This is a genomic window from Streptomyces sp. NPDC042102, from assembly GCF_055582305.1.
In genome coordinates this window covers 130,950-145,736 of the sequence record NZ_JBVJDL010000008.1, presented here as the reverse complement: position 1 = coordinate 145,736, position 14,787 = coordinate 130,950, and the positions used below count along the sequence as shown (strand labels likewise).

General features: G+C 74.0%; 16 protein-coding genes. 5 read left to right on the top strand and 11 right to left on the bottom strand.

Features of this window, described 5'->3' with window-relative positions; genetic code table 11:
* Window positions 1-66: 66 nt before the first annotated feature.
* Entirely contained in the window at window positions 67-1,977 is a 1,911-nt protein-coding gene (locus ACZ6KO_RS27530) for a VWA domain-containing protein (RefSeq protein ID WP_469306710.1), read from the bottom strand.
* A 284-nt stretch (window positions 1,978-2,261) separates the two neighbouring features.
* Here ACZ6KO_RS27530 and ACZ6KO_RS27525 point away from each other — a divergent pair, with 284 nt between their 5' ends.
* Window positions 2,262-4,355, top strand: a complete 2,094-nt coding sequence (locus ACZ6KO_RS27525) for a PhoX family protein (protein WP_469306709.1) — start codon at window positions 2,262-2,264, stop codon at window positions 4,353-4,355.
* A 91-nt stretch (window positions 4,356-4,446) separates the two neighbouring features.
* Here ACZ6KO_RS27525 and ACZ6KO_RS27520 read toward each other — a convergent pair whose 3' ends face one another.
* The 4 genes from ACZ6KO_RS27520 to ACZ6KO_RS27505 form a co-directional block, all read right to left on the bottom strand.
* Entirely contained in the window at window positions 4,447-5,703 is a 1,257-nt protein-coding gene (locus ACZ6KO_RS27520; protein ID WP_469306708.1) for a sensor histidine kinase, read from the bottom strand.
* 15 nt (window positions 5,704-5,718) lie between these two features.
* Complete coding sequence (locus ACZ6KO_RS27515) at window positions 5,719-6,438, bottom strand: hypothetical protein (protein WP_469306707.1); 720 nt, start codon at window positions 6,436-6,438, stop codon at window positions 5,719-5,721.
* Between the two features lie 119 nt (window positions 6,439-6,557).
* Complete coding sequence (locus ACZ6KO_RS27510; RefSeq protein WP_469306706.1) at window positions 6,558-8,600, bottom strand: FUSC family protein; 2,043 nt, start codon at window positions 8,598-8,600, stop codon at window positions 6,558-6,560.
* Between the two features lie 50 nt (window positions 8,601-8,650).
* Window positions 8,651-9,478, bottom strand: a complete 828-nt coding sequence (locus tag ACZ6KO_RS27505; protein WP_469306705.1) for a hypothetical protein — start codon at window positions 9,476-9,478, stop codon at window positions 8,651-8,653.
* Between the two features lie 147 nt (window positions 9,479-9,625).
* Between ACZ6KO_RS27505 and ACZ6KO_RS27500 the strand changes: the two genes are divergently transcribed.
* The 3 genes from ACZ6KO_RS27500 (at window position 9,626) to ACZ6KO_RS27490 (ending at window position 11,046) form a co-directional block, all read left to right on the top strand.
* A complete protein-coding gene (locus ACZ6KO_RS27500; RefSeq protein WP_469306774.1) occupies window positions 9,626-10,099 on the top strand; it encodes an RrF2 family transcriptional regulator in 474 nt (157 codons plus the stop codon).
* 44 nt (window positions 10,100-10,143) lie between these two features.
* Complete coding sequence (locus tag ACZ6KO_RS27495; protein ID WP_469306704.1) at window positions 10,144-10,545, top strand: RidA family protein; 402 nt, start codon at window positions 10,144-10,146, stop codon at window positions 10,543-10,545.
* A gap of 96 nt (window positions 10,546-10,641) precedes the next feature.
* Window positions 10,642-11,046, top strand: a complete 405-nt coding sequence (locus tag ACZ6KO_RS27490; protein ID WP_469306703.1) for a hypothetical protein — start codon at window positions 10,642-10,644, stop codon at window positions 11,044-11,046.
* 56 nt (window positions 11,047-11,102) lie between these two features.
* Here the strand turns inward: ACZ6KO_RS27490 and ACZ6KO_RS27485 are convergent, their stop codons facing one another.
* The 5 genes from ACZ6KO_RS27485 to ACZ6KO_RS27465 all read right to left on the bottom strand — a co-directional run bounded on the left by ACZ6KO_RS27485 (window position 11,103) and on the right by ACZ6KO_RS27465 (window position 13,064).
* Entirely contained in the window at window positions 11,103-11,291 is a 189-nt protein-coding gene (locus ACZ6KO_RS27485; RefSeq protein ID WP_469306702.1) for a hypothetical protein, read from the bottom strand.
* 58 nt (window positions 11,292-11,349) lie between these two features.
* Window positions 11,350-11,709, bottom strand: a complete 360-nt coding sequence (locus tag ACZ6KO_RS27480; protein WP_469306701.1) for a hypothetical protein — start codon at window positions 11,707-11,709, stop codon at window positions 11,350-11,352.
* An 83-nt stretch (window positions 11,710-11,792) separates the two neighbouring features.
* Window positions 11,793-12,038: a hypothetical protein gene (locus tag ACZ6KO_RS27475; protein WP_469306700.1), complete on the bottom strand. Its 246-nt coding sequence runs from the start codon at window positions 12,036-12,038 to the stop codon at window positions 11,793-11,795.
* Window positions 12,039-12,056: 18 nt separating this feature from the next.
* Window positions 12,057-12,821: a CbtA family protein gene (locus ACZ6KO_RS27470; protein WP_469306699.1), complete on the bottom strand. Its 765-nt coding sequence runs from the start codon at window positions 12,819-12,821 to the stop codon at window positions 12,057-12,059.
* Between the two features lie 21 nt (window positions 12,822-12,842).
* A complete protein-coding gene (locus tag ACZ6KO_RS27465) occupies window positions 12,843-13,064 on the bottom strand; it encodes a CbtB domain-containing protein (protein WP_469306698.1) in 222 nt (73 codons plus the stop codon).
* Between the two features lie 178 nt (window positions 13,065-13,242).
* Between ACZ6KO_RS27465 and ACZ6KO_RS27460 the strand changes: the two genes are divergently transcribed.
* Window positions 13,243-13,686: a histidine phosphatase family protein gene (locus ACZ6KO_RS27460; protein ID WP_469306697.1), complete on the top strand. Its 444-nt coding sequence runs from the start codon at window positions 13,243-13,245 to the stop codon at window positions 13,684-13,686.
* A gap of 24 nt (window positions 13,687-13,710) precedes the next feature.
* Here ACZ6KO_RS27460 and pucL read toward each other — a convergent pair whose 3' ends face one another.
* On the bottom strand, window positions 13,711-14,628 hold the full coding sequence (gene pucL, locus ACZ6KO_RS27455) for a factor-independent urate hydroxylase (RefSeq protein WP_469306696.1): 918 nt from the start codon (window positions 14,626-14,628) through the stop codon (window positions 13,711-13,713).
* Between the last annotated feature and the right edge of the window lie 159 nt (window positions 14,629-14,787).

The window sequence follows — 14,787 nt, the reverse complement described above, 5'->3', positions numbered from 1 at the left end:
AGTACGTGACGAAGGGCCCGGGATCCAGTGGATCCCGGGCCCTTCGCCGTGGCGGCTCTTTGTACGTCAGCGGCTCTGGAGGAGCCCCTTCAGCAGGGCGGCCGGGGTCAGCTCGGCGGGGGCCGGGCCGGCGTGGAAGAAGCCGGCGTTGTCGGCGTCCAGCTTGCGCAGGAAGTCGAAGGCCTTGTTGTCGTGGTCGCCGAACGCGACGAACTGCCAGTGGACGTCCGGCGCGGTGACGGCGGCGTCGGTGATCGCCTGGCGGGCGGGCTGACGGTTGTCGGGCGCGCCGTCCGTCTGGAAGACGACCAGGGCGGGTCCGGTACCGCCGTCCTTGCGGTAGTGCTCCAGTACGGCCTCGACGGCCACGTGGTAGCTCGTACGGCCCATGCGGCCCAGCTCGGCGTGGCGGGCCTCGACCCAGGCGCCGTCGTGGGCGTCGAGGGTCAGGTCGGCCGTGCCGTCCACCTCCGTGGAGAAGAACACGGTGTGCACGGTGGCGGCGCCGTCCAGGTGGGCGGCGAGGGCGAGGGTGTGGTCGGCGAGGTACTGGGCGCTGCCGTCCTTGTAGAACGGCCGCATCGACCCGGACCGGTCCAGGACGAGGTACACCCGGGTCCGCGCGCCGGCCTGCCCCTTCGCCCGCAGCACCTGGCCGGCGGCCTTGTACGCGGCGAGGACCCCACCGGCCCGCCGCTTGACGTCGGCGAGCCCGACGGCGGGTCCGGCCTCCGCCTCTGCGGCGACCGTCTCGACGTCGGCCTCTGCGGCGACGGCCGCGACCTCGGCCTGCGGCGCGGCGGCGACGGTCTCGACGTCCGCCTCCACCTCGCCGGCGGGCGCCGGGACCTCGGCCTGCGGCTCGGCGGCGGGCGCCTGGGCCTCGGGCTCCAGGACCTCGGGCTCCTGCGGCGCGGCCGCCACGGCCTCGGGCTCGGCCGCGTCCTGCGTCGGCACCTCCGGTGCGGGGGCGGGCTCGGTGACCTCGGCCGCGGTGTCCTGCGCCTCCGGCCCGGCAGTGACCTCGTCCGCCGTGGCGGCGGGCTCCTGCGGAGCGGCCGCCGGTGCGGCGACCGTCTCGGCCTGCGGCTCGGCGGCGGGGGCCGGCTCCTCGGTCTCCTGCGTGACCGGCTCCTCGGCGGGGGCCTGGACCTCTGCGTCCTGCGCCTCCGGCGCGGGGGCGACCTCGTCCGCCGCGGCGGCGGGCTCGGGGGCCTGCGCCGAGGTGTCGGCCTCGGGCTGCGCCTCGGCGGCGGGGGCCTCGACCGGGGTGTCCTGCGCCTCCGGCGCGGTGGTGGGCTCGGCGGCCTCGGCCGCCGCAGCGGCGACGGGCTCGACGTCGGCCTTCGGCTGCTCGGCGTCCTGCGCCACCGGCTCCGCCGGGACGGGCGGGGCCTCGGTCTCCTGAGGCGTGGCCGGCTCGGCCGTGTCCTGCGCCGGCACCTCCGGTGCGGGAGCGGGCTCGGCCGTCTCGGCCGGGGCGTCCTGCGCCTGTGGCGCGGCGGCGGCCGTCTCGACGTCGGCCTTCGGCTCCTCGGCGGGGGCCTGGACCTCGGCGTCCTGCGCCTGCGGCTTGGCGGGGGCCTGGACCTCGGTGTCCTGTGCCTGCGCCTGCGGCCCGGCTGCGACCTCGGTGGCCTGCGCCGCCGGGGCGGCAGCGGGCTCGGGTTGCGGGGCAGGCTCGGGGGTGGCTTCCGAGCGGGCCTCCGGGACCGTGGGGTCCGGGGTGGGGGTGGGGGACGGGGCGCCCGTCAGGACCGGGGCGCGGTGGTCACGCGGGGCCGACTGGGGCGGCACCGTCGGATTGTCGAACGACGCCGCCACCAATTCGGCCGCGACGTCGAGCGGGGCGCGGTCCCCCTGGGTCGGCAGCGACGCCGATGTCGCGGTCTCGGCCGAGGCGGACGTGGTCGTGGGCTCCGGAACCGGCTCCGAGGAGCGGCCGAACACCTTGCGCAACAAGCTCCGAATACCCATGAGCGAGGCCTTTCGCAATGAGATGCGTGAGTCATTTGTCCGTGCTGCGCGGAAGATCCCTGCCCAGAGTGGACACGTAAGGTTATCGGCCACGCGCGATGAAGTTTGGCAGGGGCGGCCTTCGTGGCGTCCGCCACCGCCGCTTGGGTGAACTCCCGCCTGGCCGTGCCGGGTTCACCGATCGTTCATCTACTCGCCGCCGCACCGGCGCCCCACCCCCCTACCGTCGCGGCTGGATTCGTACCGACATGCTGTCGGCGCGCGTACAGACCCGGAGGACACCCGTGCGCAAGCTCCTGCCGCTCATCGGCAACCCGCATGGGGGCGGCCGTTCCGCCCTCACCTGCCGCTACCGCTGTGGCGACGCCTGCTTCCACGAGGTGCCGAACACCAGCGACAACGAGTACGCCGGTGACGTCATAGCCCGCGCCTACTCCCGCCGCTCGATGATGCGCGCCGCCGCCGTCGTGACGGTCGCCTCCGCCGCCGGTACCGCCGTGGCCCTCGGCGGCGACGGCTCCACCGCCAACGCCACCACCCCGGCCGCCGACGCGAAGTTCGCGGGCGCGGGCGGCAACGGCGACGGTGCCCGTGGCCTGCGCTTCAAGCCGGTCGCGCCGAACACCGACGACAAGGTCACCGTCCCCGAGGGCCACGAGCAGAACGTGGTCATCCGCTGGGGCGACCCGATCATCAAGGGCGCGCCGGGCTTCAACCCCGACAAGCAGACCGCCGCCGCCCAGGCCGGTCAGTTCGGCTACAACAACGACTTCCTCAGCCTGCTCCCGCTCGGCGGTGACTACGAGCGCCAGCAGCTGCTCGTGGCCAACCACGAGTACACCGACGAAGTGCTGATGTTCAAGGGCTACGACCCGGCCAACCCGACCCGCGAGCAGGTCGAGATCGCCTGGGCCGCGCACGGCCTGTCCGTGGTCGTCGTCCAGGAGGACCACCGCAGCGGCAAGCTGACGGCCGTCACCCGCCACCAGCTCAACCGGCGCCTGCACACCAAGAGCGAGTTCCGCATGACCGGCCCGGCCGCCGGCGGCGCGCTCCTGAAGACCTCCGTGGACCCGACCGGCACCAAGGTGTTCGGCACGCTGAACAACTGCGCCGGTGGCACCACCCCGTGGGGCACCACCCTCCACGGCGAGGAGAACTTCAACCAGTACTTCGCCAACGCCGGCAAGGTCACCGACCCGGTCGCCGCCGCCCGTCTGAAGCGCTACGGCGTGACCTCGGGCGAGACCGAGCGCAAGTGGGAGCGTTTCGACAAGCGCTTCGACGTGGCGCAGGAGCCCAACGAGTCGCACCGCTTCGGCTGGGTCGTCGAGCTCGACCCGTACGACCCGAACTCCGTCCCGCGCAAGCGCACCGCGCTCGGCCGCTTCAAGCACGAGGCCGCCCAGCCGCGCCTGACCGAGGACGGCCGTCCGGTCGTCTACATGGGCGACGACGAGCGCTTCGACTACTTCTACAAGTTCGTTTCCTCGAAGCGGATGATGAAGGGCAACTCGCGCGCGGCCAAGGAGCACAACCTCACGCTGCTCGACGAGGGCACCCTCTACGTCGCCAAGCTCACCGGTGACAGCCCGGCCGCCGAGATCGACGGCACCGGCAAGCACCCCTCCGACGGCGAGTTCGACGGCTCGGGCGTCTGGATCAAGCTGGCCACCGGCAACGTCTCGCACGTCGAGGGCATGACCGCCGAGGAGGTGTACGTCTTCACGCGCCAGGCCGCCGACAAGGTGGGCGCCACCAAGATGGACCGTCCCGAGGACGTCGAGCCCTCCCCGCGCACCGGCCGGGTCTACGTCGCGCTGACGAACAACACCGACCGCGGCAAGCCCGGCAAGGCGGAGGGTGCGACCGAGGCCAACCCGCGCAACCTGAACAAGCACGGTCAGATCCTCGAGCTCGCCGAGAACTTCGACGACCCGGCCGGCGACGGCTTCGCCTGGCGGCTCTTCCTGGTCGCCGGTGACCCGAACGACCCGGCGACCTACTTCGCGGGCTTCCCGAAGGACAAGGTCAGCCCGATCTCCTGCCCGGACAACGTGGCCTTCGACCCGCACGGCAACCTGTGGATCTCCACCGACGGCAACCAGCTCGGCACCCACGACGGCCTGTTCGGCGTCGCGACGGCCGGTGAGCGCCGTGGTGAGCTCAAGCAGTTCCTGACGGTGCCGCGCGGTGCCGAGACCTGCGGCCCGATCATCCAGGACAAGCGCGTCCTGGTCGCCGTCCAGCACCCGGGCGAGATCGACGGCGCCTCCGTCGAGAAGCCCGCCTCGGTGTGGCCCGACGGCCCCGGCAAGATCGTCCGCCCCTCGGTCGTGTCCGTGTGGCGCAAGGACGGCCGCAACATCGGTGTCTGATCCGGTACTTGCCGGTATGTGATGTCATGTCCCGGTATGTAGTGCAGTGATCCGAGGGCCGTGTTTCACGTGAAACACGGCCCTCGGCGCGTCAACTGCCCTCCGGCGGCAGCTCGCCGGGCAGCTGGAGCGTGGTCACCGCGCCGCCGTCCGGCGCGTTGGCGAAGCTCAGACCGATCTTCAGTACGGCGGCCTGGCCCGCCACGATCGTCAGGCCCAGACCGTGGCCCCGGCCGCGCCCGGGGTCCCCGGTGCGGAAGCGCTGCGGGCCGTGCTCGATCAGGCCGGGCGGGTAGCCGGGGCCGTGGTCGCGGACCACCACGACCGGGCCGTCCACGCTCACCTCGACCGGCGGACCGCCGTGCTTGTCGGCGTTGACCAGCAGGTTGGCCAGGATCCGGTCCAGCCGGCGCCGGTCGGTGAGGACCACGGCGTCCCGGGCCACGGTCACGGACACCGGCAGCCCGGTCGCGCCGACGATGCGCCGTACCGCCCGCCCGAGTTCCACCTCGGTCAGGTCGGCCCGCTCCGCGCCCGCGTCCAGGCGGGAGATCTCCAGCAGGTCCTCGGTGAGCCGGTGCAGGGCCTTCAGCCGGTCGTTGATCATTTCCTTGGGGCGCCCCTCGGGCAGCAGGGACGCCGCCGCGAGCGAGCCCGCCAGCGGGGTGCGCAGGTCGTGCGCGACGTCCGCCGTGAACCGCTTCTCGGCCTCCAGCCGTTCCTGGAGCGACGCGGCCATCGAGTCCAGTGCGACGGCCACGTCCCGTACCTCGTCGTGGAAACGGAACCGCTCCTCGGGGCCCGCCACCGGGTATCCCACCCGCGCGTCCAGGTCCCCCGCGCTGATCCGGCGGGCCACGGCGGCCGTGGTCGTCAGCCGCCGGCTGATCCGGCTGGCCAGGAACAGGCCGGCCAGCGCCACCACGCCGGCCGCCAGGGCAGCGGAGGCGAGGATCGCGGTGTCCACCTCGCGCAGCCGGTCACGGGTGGCCCCGTACGGCAGCCAGACGGCCAGCGCCTTGCCGTCGGCGGGCCCGGCGGCCCACATGACGGGCTTGCCGGTCCGCTCGCCGACCATGCTGCCGGTCTCGCCGCGCGCGACGAGGCGGCGCAGCGGTTCGGGCAGGCCGGGCGGGTCGACGGCGGTGTTCACGTCCCCGTGGGTGGTGCCGTAGGTGTAGTGGGCGACGGCGTGCTCCAGGTCGCGCGACGCGTCCTTGCGGACCTGTCCCACGATCTCCTCGGCGACCACGTTGTGCACCAGGACCCCGAGCACGGCGGCGACCGCGCAGCACACGGCGGTGGTGGTCAGCGCGATCTTCCAGCGCAGACTGCTCGTCGCCCGCACGGCCGCCCGCCCCGCTCAGATCCCGCTCGGCGGGCAGCGCGTGGCGGACTCCTGGACGGTGGGGCATTCGTCGAGCGTCAGCTGCGACAGGTTCATGCTCCCGGCGGCCGGGTCCCACTCGTAGTCGGAGATCGAGACGAGCTTCGGGTTGGAGGTCGGCTCGCGCACCGCGAGGTGCCCGGCGGCCACCTCCACGCCCTCCAGTACCGCGCGGTGGGACAGCACACGGGTGACGGCGCCGTCGTCGACGGTGTAGACGCGGAGCTCGCTCAGCCGGCCGTCGATGTCCACGGCGCTGATCAGCTCGTCCTTGCCGTCGCCGGTCAGGTCGTGCAGGACCGGTGGCCGCACCGGGCAGTCGGGGCCGCCGTCGGCGGCCGTGGTGCACCGGGCCAGCCGCTGCGCCGCCCGCGGGTCCACCAGCTGCCCGGTGCCGCGGTCCCGGGCGATGTCGGCGAGGACGTCCGCGCGGACGACGGCCAGCGCGTCCACGCCGCGCATGGTCCCGCCCGGTACGGCGGGGACGCCCGGCACCACGGCCGGCCGGCCCGGCTTCTGCCCGGGCGCGGGCGGGGAGGGACGGATGTCCTTCCACAGGGCCAGCGGCGCGTGGGCCACGCCCAGATCGCCATCGGTCCGCAGCCCCGTCACATCAGCGCACCCGGTCACGGCCGCGGCCAGCGCGAGGGCCAGGACGGGCAGGCCGCGGGGCGGGGGAACGAAGAGGTGCCGCATGCTCCGATGCTCCCTCGCGGAGCCGGGCCCAGCCCGGGGCCGGGCCCGAATGGGGGACACCGCCGCCCCGGGACCCCGGCGGATTTCCCAGAGCCGGCGGCTTCCCGGGACCCGGCCGGTCAGCGGCCCGGCGTGCCGCCCGGGGACCCAGGTCCCGTCCGCGGCGCGGCCGGCGTCTCCTCCGGGTGCGGGCGGACGATCGAGCGGGCGGCCGCGACCTCCTGGCGGACCGGGCAGAGCACCCCGGTGTCGTCCTCCCCCGGCCCGGGGGCGGGCTCCGGCCCCAGGATCCGGCTGCCGCGTACCCCGCCCGCCAGTTCCCGCAGCTGCCGGACGATCTCGTCGACCTCCGCCGCCGCGGGCGGGGCCGCGCCGTGGTTGACGCGGACCCGGGCGGCCGTGGTGGCGTCCACGATCCGCTCGACGGCGACCACCAGCGGCCACCAGGCGGCCGCCCGCGCACCGGTCGGCGGGGGCTCGGTCAGGGCGCGCTGGAACTCGTTGCGGACGCCCGACAGCTCGCGGTAGATGCGCCGGCGGGCCTGGAGCCGGGCCTGCCGGGCCGCGGCGAGGGCCTCCGGACCGGCCACGGGGGCGAACGACCGCTCCACGTACCGCGCCGCGTCGTCGACGCAGTCGGCCAGCCGGTCGCCGATCCGGGTCCGCCAGCTCTCCGGCCACAGCAGATAGCCGGCGATCAGGGTGATCGCGCAGCCGATGAAGCTGTCCAGCAGCCGCGGCCGGATCAGCTCGAAGCCCTGGTGGTTGAGCTGGTCCGAGAGCAGCAGGATCACGGGGGTGATGGCCGCCGTCTGGAGGGCGTACCCCTTCGCCGAGAAGATCGGGATCAGCGCCCCCAGGAACACCATCACCGGGACGTCCCACCAGCCGCGCGGCACCTCCGCCAGCACCGCCGCCGCGATGACCAGCCCGCCGGCCGTGCCCACGGCCCGCAGCACGGCCCGGGAGAAGACCGACCCGAAGTCGGGCTTCAGGACGAAGGTGACGGTCAGCGCCACCCAGTACGAACGCTCCAGCTCCACCAGGGACACCAGCGACTGGGCCAGGCCGATGCACACCGCCAGCCGCAGTCCGTACCGCCAGGAGGCCGAGGAGAACATCACGTCGCGCACGGTGCGGCGCACCCGGACCCGCAGGGCCGCCGGGCGGCCGAGCCGGTCGTCGACGTTGTCCACGTCGGGGTCGGCCAGGTGCACGATCCGCGCCGCGTGCCGCAGCGCCGCGTCCAGGGCCCGCTCGGCGGGGGTGTGCGGCGCGGGCAGGTCCGGTGCGGCGGGTCCGGGGCGGCCCTCCTCGACGGCGGCCGCCAGTTCCCGTACCGCCGCCGGGATCCGCGGCGGCAGCGGGCGCCCGCGCTGGTGTACGGCCGGTGCGGCCTCCACCAGCGGGATGACGACGTTGAGCTGCGCCAGCATCCGCACCAGCGCGGGGCTGCGGCCGTGCACCCGGGCCCGCCGCCCGAGCACGAGGTCGTAGGCCTGGTCGAGGGCGTGGGTGAGGGCCTGCCGGCGCTCCTCGTACGCCGGCCCGCCCGCCGCCTCCAGCAGCTCGGCCAGGCGGCGGTACGTCGCCGCGACCGCCGACCGCTCCGGCTGCCGCCCGCGCAGCGGCCAGCCCAGCAGCGTCAGCGCCAGCACGAACAGCCCGCCGGCGGTGAGCAGCAGGGGCGCCGTCCACCAGGGCTGCGGCAGCGGGAGCCCGGCCCCGATCACGGCGTAGAGCAGGAGCAGCAGCCCGGAGACGGAGGCGACCGTGCCGATCGAGGAGATCATCCCGGAGACCAGCGCGATGAGGGTGAGTGCCCCGACCGCCACCCAGCCGCGCCCGTACACGAGGGTGCCCAGGGCCACCCCGACCGCGCCGAACACCTGGGGGACGGCGATGTTCAGGATCCGCATCCGGTAGGCGTCGGCGGTGTCCCCGATGACCCCGGACAGGGCGCCCATCGAGACCAGGGCGCCGTACTCCGGCTCGTCCAGCGCGAAACCGGCCGCGAGCGGGGCGGCCAGGGCGACACCGGCCCGCGCCGCCGCGGCCCACGGGATCGGCGCGGAGGCCGGCCGCAGACCCCTCAGCAGCCACGCGGGCGGCGCCAGCCGGTTCGGCCGGGTCCGCCCGGACGGTATCTGTTCGGTGCTCATCGCCGCTTCCGTGCCGCCGCTCGCGAATCGGATTCTTCTGAGTTGTCAGCTTATGGGGTACGGCGCAGCCGCCCCGCCAGCCAGGCGGCCAGCGCCACGGCGAGACCGATGGCCAGCACCACCCAGACGGTGGTGCGCAGGAACGCGGTCAGCGCGTCGTAGACCGCCTCGGCGGCCGCCCGGTCGATGTCGGCGGGCAGGTCGTCGAGGGTGAGGTGGCGGCCGACGGCCACCGCGATCGACAGCAGGACGGCGCCCAGCGCGATCCCGAGTCCGGTCGCGATCACGGCCCGGCGGCGGTGGACGGCGACGGCGACCGCGCCGACGGCGAGCAGCAGGGTCAGTACGGGCAGCCAGATGCCGGCGATCTGGAGCATGCGGAAACCTTTCCGGAGCGCCCCCAGGTTGCGGTACTCCATGACCGTCACGGTCACGTGCGTCTCGGGGATGCGGTCGGCGAACGGCACCCCCTCGGCGACCAGTTCTCCCTTGACCTGGGCCACCACCGGCGCGAGGTCGATGGTGACGGCGTCCCCGTCGCCGTGGGCGAGCGCCTGCGTGAACGCGGCGTGCGCGGCCCGGTTGGCGGCCTCCCAGGCGCTGCGGTAGGCCTCGGTGCCGGTGAAGGAGCGCATGGCCTCGCCCAGGAGCGCCTCCACCCCGCCCTGGAAGGGGCCCGCGTCGATCTGCGCGGCGATGGCGTGCGTCGCCCGGGTGACGACGAGGTTCCGTACGGCCGGGTCGTCGGCGAGCGGGGCCATGGCGGCGGTGTAGCGGTCGGCGTCGGCCACCTCCCGGTCGGCCCAGTACGCGACGGCGCTCGCGGGCACCAGAAGGGCCACGAGCACGACGAGTACCGCCGACAGGAAGGTGCGCACGTCACCAGGGAAGGACGCGCGGGCGGGCGGCGCGAGCCCTGCTGCTGCGCCCGGGTGCCGTGTCGGCGCCGTGTCGCCGGTTCGGCCCAGCACGGCCCCGGTCGCTTGCCCCTTCTAATCTGGACATCTAATATCCAGATTATGAAGATGAGCGAGGGCGTCGAGTGGGCGCTGCACAGCTGCGTCAACCTGGCCTGGGCCGGCCCCGACCGGGCGGTCTCGGCCGCGCGCCTGGCCGCCTGGCACGAACTCCCCGCGGCCTACCTGAACAAGCAGCTCCAGGCGCTGGCCCGGGCGGGCATCGTGACCTCCACGCCCGGACCGCGCGGCGGCTTCCGCCTCGCCCGCCCGCTGGACCGCATCACGCTCATGGACGTGGTCGCCGCCGTCGAGGGGCCCGAAGAGGCCTTCCGCTGCGCGGAGATCCGTCAGCAGGGACCCGGCGGCGGCCCGCCCTCCGCCTTCTCCGCCGACTGCGCCATCGCGCACGCCATGACCCGGGCCGAACTGGCCTGGCGCCGCGAACTCGCGGCGCAGCACCTCGACGAGATCCGTCAGCAGGCCGAACGGCAGGCCCCCCAGGCCCCCCAGCGGCTGCGCGACTGGCTCGCCACGCACTGACCCGCACCACGCACGTACGCACGGACGACTCAAGGAGCCTGGACATGACCCGCAGCATCACCAACCCGGCCGGCCTCCACGACCCCACCGGCTTCGGCTACAGCCACATCGTCTCCGCCCCCGGCGAGCAGGTGTTCATAGCCGGCCAGTACGGCTCCGACGAGAGCGGCCACGTCGTCTCCGACGACTTCGAGGCGCAGGTCGCGCAGACCTTCGCCAACCTGCGCACCGCGCTCGCGGCGGCCGGCCTCGGCCCCGGCGACGTCGTCCGCATCGGGACGTACATCGTCGGACACGACCAGCGGAAGCTGGAGGTCCTCCTGAAGCACCTGCACGCCACCTGGGGCACCGGACTGCCCGCCCAGACCCTGATCGGCGTCGCCGCGCTCGCGCTGCCGGAGATGCTCTTCGAGATGGACGCGGTGGCGGTGCGCGCCACCGCCTGACCGGTGCGGCGCACCGGTACTCCGCACGGGTGATCCACTTGCCGCCCCCGGGCGGCGGGTGTGCCCTGGACGGTGGGGGAGAGAAGGAGCCCTGCCATGGCACACGCGGTACCCACACCCACCGCCACCCGGCGGCACGCGGCGCCCCGGCCCCGCGAGACGCGGGAGATGCTGGTGCGTCACCTGCTCGCGGGCCTCGTCTACGGCGTCTACGCGGCGTTCATGCAGCGCCAGATGGGTCCGGTGGACGCGGCGAACGTCTTCTACGGGATCCTGTGCGGCGTGATCTTCGCGGCGTGCATGGCCGTGATGGCCCGCGTCGGCCCCGCGCTGATGCCCGAGCTGCGCGCCACGATGTACGGCGCGTTCACGGGCATCGCACTGGGGTACCTCTACAGCCTGACCGGGGACTCCGTGCTCCGCTCCACCGGCGTCGCCCTGTTCGGTGCCGCGCTCGTCGGGGTGCCGGCGTTCTACTGGTTCCACGTCCACGACGACTGACGCGTACGCCGGTCCCCGCGCCCCGTGGCCGGACGCGGGGACGCGGGACGCGCGGGCTACCTGGAGCGGCTCACCGCCTCGGCGGCCGCCGGCCGGTCCTCGTACGCGTCGGGGTCGGGCTCGCCCTCCCCGGCCGGCACCGGCGCCTCGGGCGCGGGTGCGGGCGCCGGCTTGGGCGCGGGTGCGATCCGGACCGCCTCCGCGCGGAGCATGGCGTTCAGGGCGGTGAAGGGGTCGATGGGCATGCGGGAACCTCACGGGGGTGCGGTGGGGGTGTGGGGGGTGCGCTGCTGCTCGGAACGCTCAGCAGCGCAGCACCTCGCTCCGCACCGTCCGCAGGGACCGCCCCGGTAGCGGGCTCCCGTACGAGATCCCGCCTACCGGTGTCGCGAGGCTCACCGGTACGCCCGCCTCCGGCGGCCGCCGGACCGGCACGCCGCGGGTGAGCGCCCGTACGGACGCCCGGACTTCGGGATCGGCGGCGGGGTCGGCCTGGCCCTCGCCGCCGGGTTCGGCGGGCGCCGACGCCGGGCATGGCTCGGCCGGGGCCCCGGCGGCCGCGGGACCGGTGCCGAACACGCACAGCAGCACGGCGCAGACCACGGCCATGGCCTCGGCCAGTGCCGTGCGCGCCTTCCGTGTCCACGACGGCGTCCCGCTCATGTCCGGTGCTGTGCCCCGACACGCCGGAGAACCACCCCGCCCGGCCCGTCAAAGCCCTCGGCCGGGGGACGAAATACGCCCCTTCAGACCACCACGGACGCCACCGCCGCCGCGCCCATGAGCGCGGCGGCGAGGTGGATGGCCGGATGGCCGTAGTCACCGGACCACAGGTGCCGGACCAGGCCGCCGAGGGCGGCCAGGGCCGTGATGACGCCGATCTGGGCGAACAGGGTCAGCGCGGTGAGGTGGACCAGCACCAGCATCAGGCCACCCAGCCAGAACGGGGCCGCGCCCGTCCAGCCGCGCCACTGCCAGATCGCCGCCTGCATGGGCAGGGTCCCCTCGTCTCAGCTGGTCGGCTGTACCGCCTCCCTGCCAGACTCGGGGGCGGCCGCGGCCGGGACAAGCAGCCGTTCGGCAAGAGTGCCGAACACGAGGCCGAAAACCGCCCACAGGGCAGCCTGGATGGCCAGTGAGGCCAGCCGGAACTGCCAGATCAGCGTCGCCGGGAAGCCGGCCGGCACCTCGTCGATCGGCGGCAGGAAGGCGTACGCCAGCCCGATCGTCACGACGAACACGCCGGCCGCGGCCCAGCCCGCCGTCCAGGTGCCCCGCTTCGGCGCCAGGCGGCGGCCCACGATGCCCGCGGCGGCCGCGAGCAGCACGCTGAGCACGATCATCAGCAGGTAGAGCGCGGTCCGCCGGGCGGCGGTCTCCGGGTCGCCCACCGCCGGCGGGTTGGCCGGGTACTTGAAGAACGGGACCAGCGTCATCGTCACGAACGCGCCGAAGGCGACCAGGGCCGCCGTCGCCCGCGGCGAGAAGCGGCCGACGCGGCCCAGTGCGTACGCGAAGACGAGCGACGCGATGCCGCCGAGCGCGACCCCGTACAGCAGGACGCCGGTGCCCAGTCCCGCCGTGGCCTGGAGGGCCCGGCTGACCGGGGCCTCCTCGCCGTGGTCGTGGCCGGCCGCGGCGGCCTCCTCGATGGCGATCGCCGCGTCGACCTTGGACTCGCCCAGCAGGTAGGCGACGAGGAAGGCGGCGGCGCCGGCGAGCAGGCCGGCGAGCATGCCCCGCAGCAGCAGGGCACGTACGGAAATCTTGTTCACGGTGCGGATTCCCCCGGCGGATCAGTGGCAGGGGAAGCCGAGGAGGTGGCGGCCGTCGTGCAGCCACTCGTGGATGGTCTCGCCCTCGAAGAGCGCGGTGGCGCCCTGCTCGGCACCGACGAAGTAGAGCAGGACCAGCATCAGGACACCCACGAACAGTGCCCAGGGGGCCAGTTCCCTGGCGGACAGCGGGGTCAGGGGTGCGGCGGCGGTGCCCGATGCGGGCACGGCGGACTGAGCCATGGCAGAACCTCCAGGGGAACACGCGTCCCGGTCAGTGGTGCTCTCTGCGACGGTGGCGGGTCTGACTCGTCCTCCCCGCGGGAGGTTCCACAGTGGCGCGACCGTGCCGGATTCTCACCGGTGCTTCCGCTTACCGTCGGCTTGTCGTCGGCGACCGTACCGCGTTTATGCTCCGCTTATGAAGCCCTCAACGGTACGAGTTCTGCTGGTCACTTCGCCCCTTGACGAGGTGGCGCGGCAGCAGCGGTTCCCCGCTGCCGGGCCGTACGGGCTGGACGCGGGCGCCTGGGCCGGGCGCACGCTGGCGGAGGTCGCCGCCGAGGACCCGGCCGCCGTGCAGCGCTGGCTCACCGACCCGTCCTGGGCCCCGCCCGGCGGCGAGTCGGTCGAGCGGCTGGTCGCGCGGGCCGGGGACTGGCTGGGCGCTCTGGAGCCGGGCACCCACCGGATCACCGCCGAGCAGGCCTTCGTACGGGCCGTGGTCGTGCACGCGCTGGGGCTGGACGCGCGGACGTTCTGGCGGCTGGACGCCCGCCCGGACACGCTCACCGAACTGAGCGGCCGCGCGGGGCGCTGGAACCTGCGGCTCGGGGCGCCGCACGACGCCGACGGGGTTCGCTAGGCGAGGTCCGCCGGACGGGGTCCGCTAGGCGACGATCCAGTCGCTGGTCGCGATGACCGGCCGCACCCCGTCGCGGTGGATGGTGCCCTCGATCAGGCCGTACATCCGGTCGGCGGCGAAGTACACCTCGTTGTCGTTCTTGAGGCCGAAGGGCTCCAGGTCCACCAGGAAGTGGTGCTTGTTGGGCAGGTTCAGCCGTACCTCGTTGACCTTCGGGCAGTGGTCGAGCACCCGCTCGGCCATCTGGTTCAGGGTCTGCTGGAGCGAGTAGGAGTACGTCTCGGCGAACGCCTCCAGCATGTGCCGCCGGACCTTCTTGTACGAGCGGTCCCAGTCGTACGACGCGTCGTCGGCGGCCAGCGCCGAGTGTGCCCAGCGGGCGGTGACCTTGGTCGCCAGGATGCGGTCGTAGGCCTCCTGGAGCGTCGTGTACTCGTCCTTGATGTAGCCGTGGAACTCGGAGTCGGTCGAGTTCATCACCGTCAGGTCCTTCAGGCCCGAGATGACCTGGAGGCCGGTGGTCTCGCTGTACGTGATCTGCGCGGTGCGCACCTCCTGGCCCTTGCGGACGAAGGAGTGCTGCTCCTTGCGGGTCGGGACCGGGATCCGGTCCCAGGCGTACTCCTCGATCCGGATCTGCGCCTCGCGGATCGGCGACTGGGAGGAGACGAAGTGCTTGGCGAGGAGGATGCCGAAGGCCTCCGGCGACTCGATGCCGTGCTCCTTGCCGAAGGCGTACACCGTGTTCTTGGTGGTGTCGGTCGGCAGGCAGTTGGTGTTGTCGCCGGTCAGGTGGACGTCGCGGAACTCGCCGCGGAGCGCTACGGAGACGTTGAGGTCGCGGATCTCGTGCCACGAACCGTCGTTGCCCTTGCGGGTGACCTTGACGATGCGGTTCTCGGCCTTGCCGTACTGGTTCTGGGCCAGGACGTGCTTGCTCATGCGCTGTCTTCCTTCGGGTCTCGGGAACACGGAGTCCGTCTCACTGGATCCGTACGCCCGGCGTCCGGCGGCCGCGCACGCAGGTGCAGCCGGCCCGCCCCCCGCCGTTCGGCCCCAGGGGGGCCGCCCCGGGACTGACGTGCATCCCGGTCCGTAGGT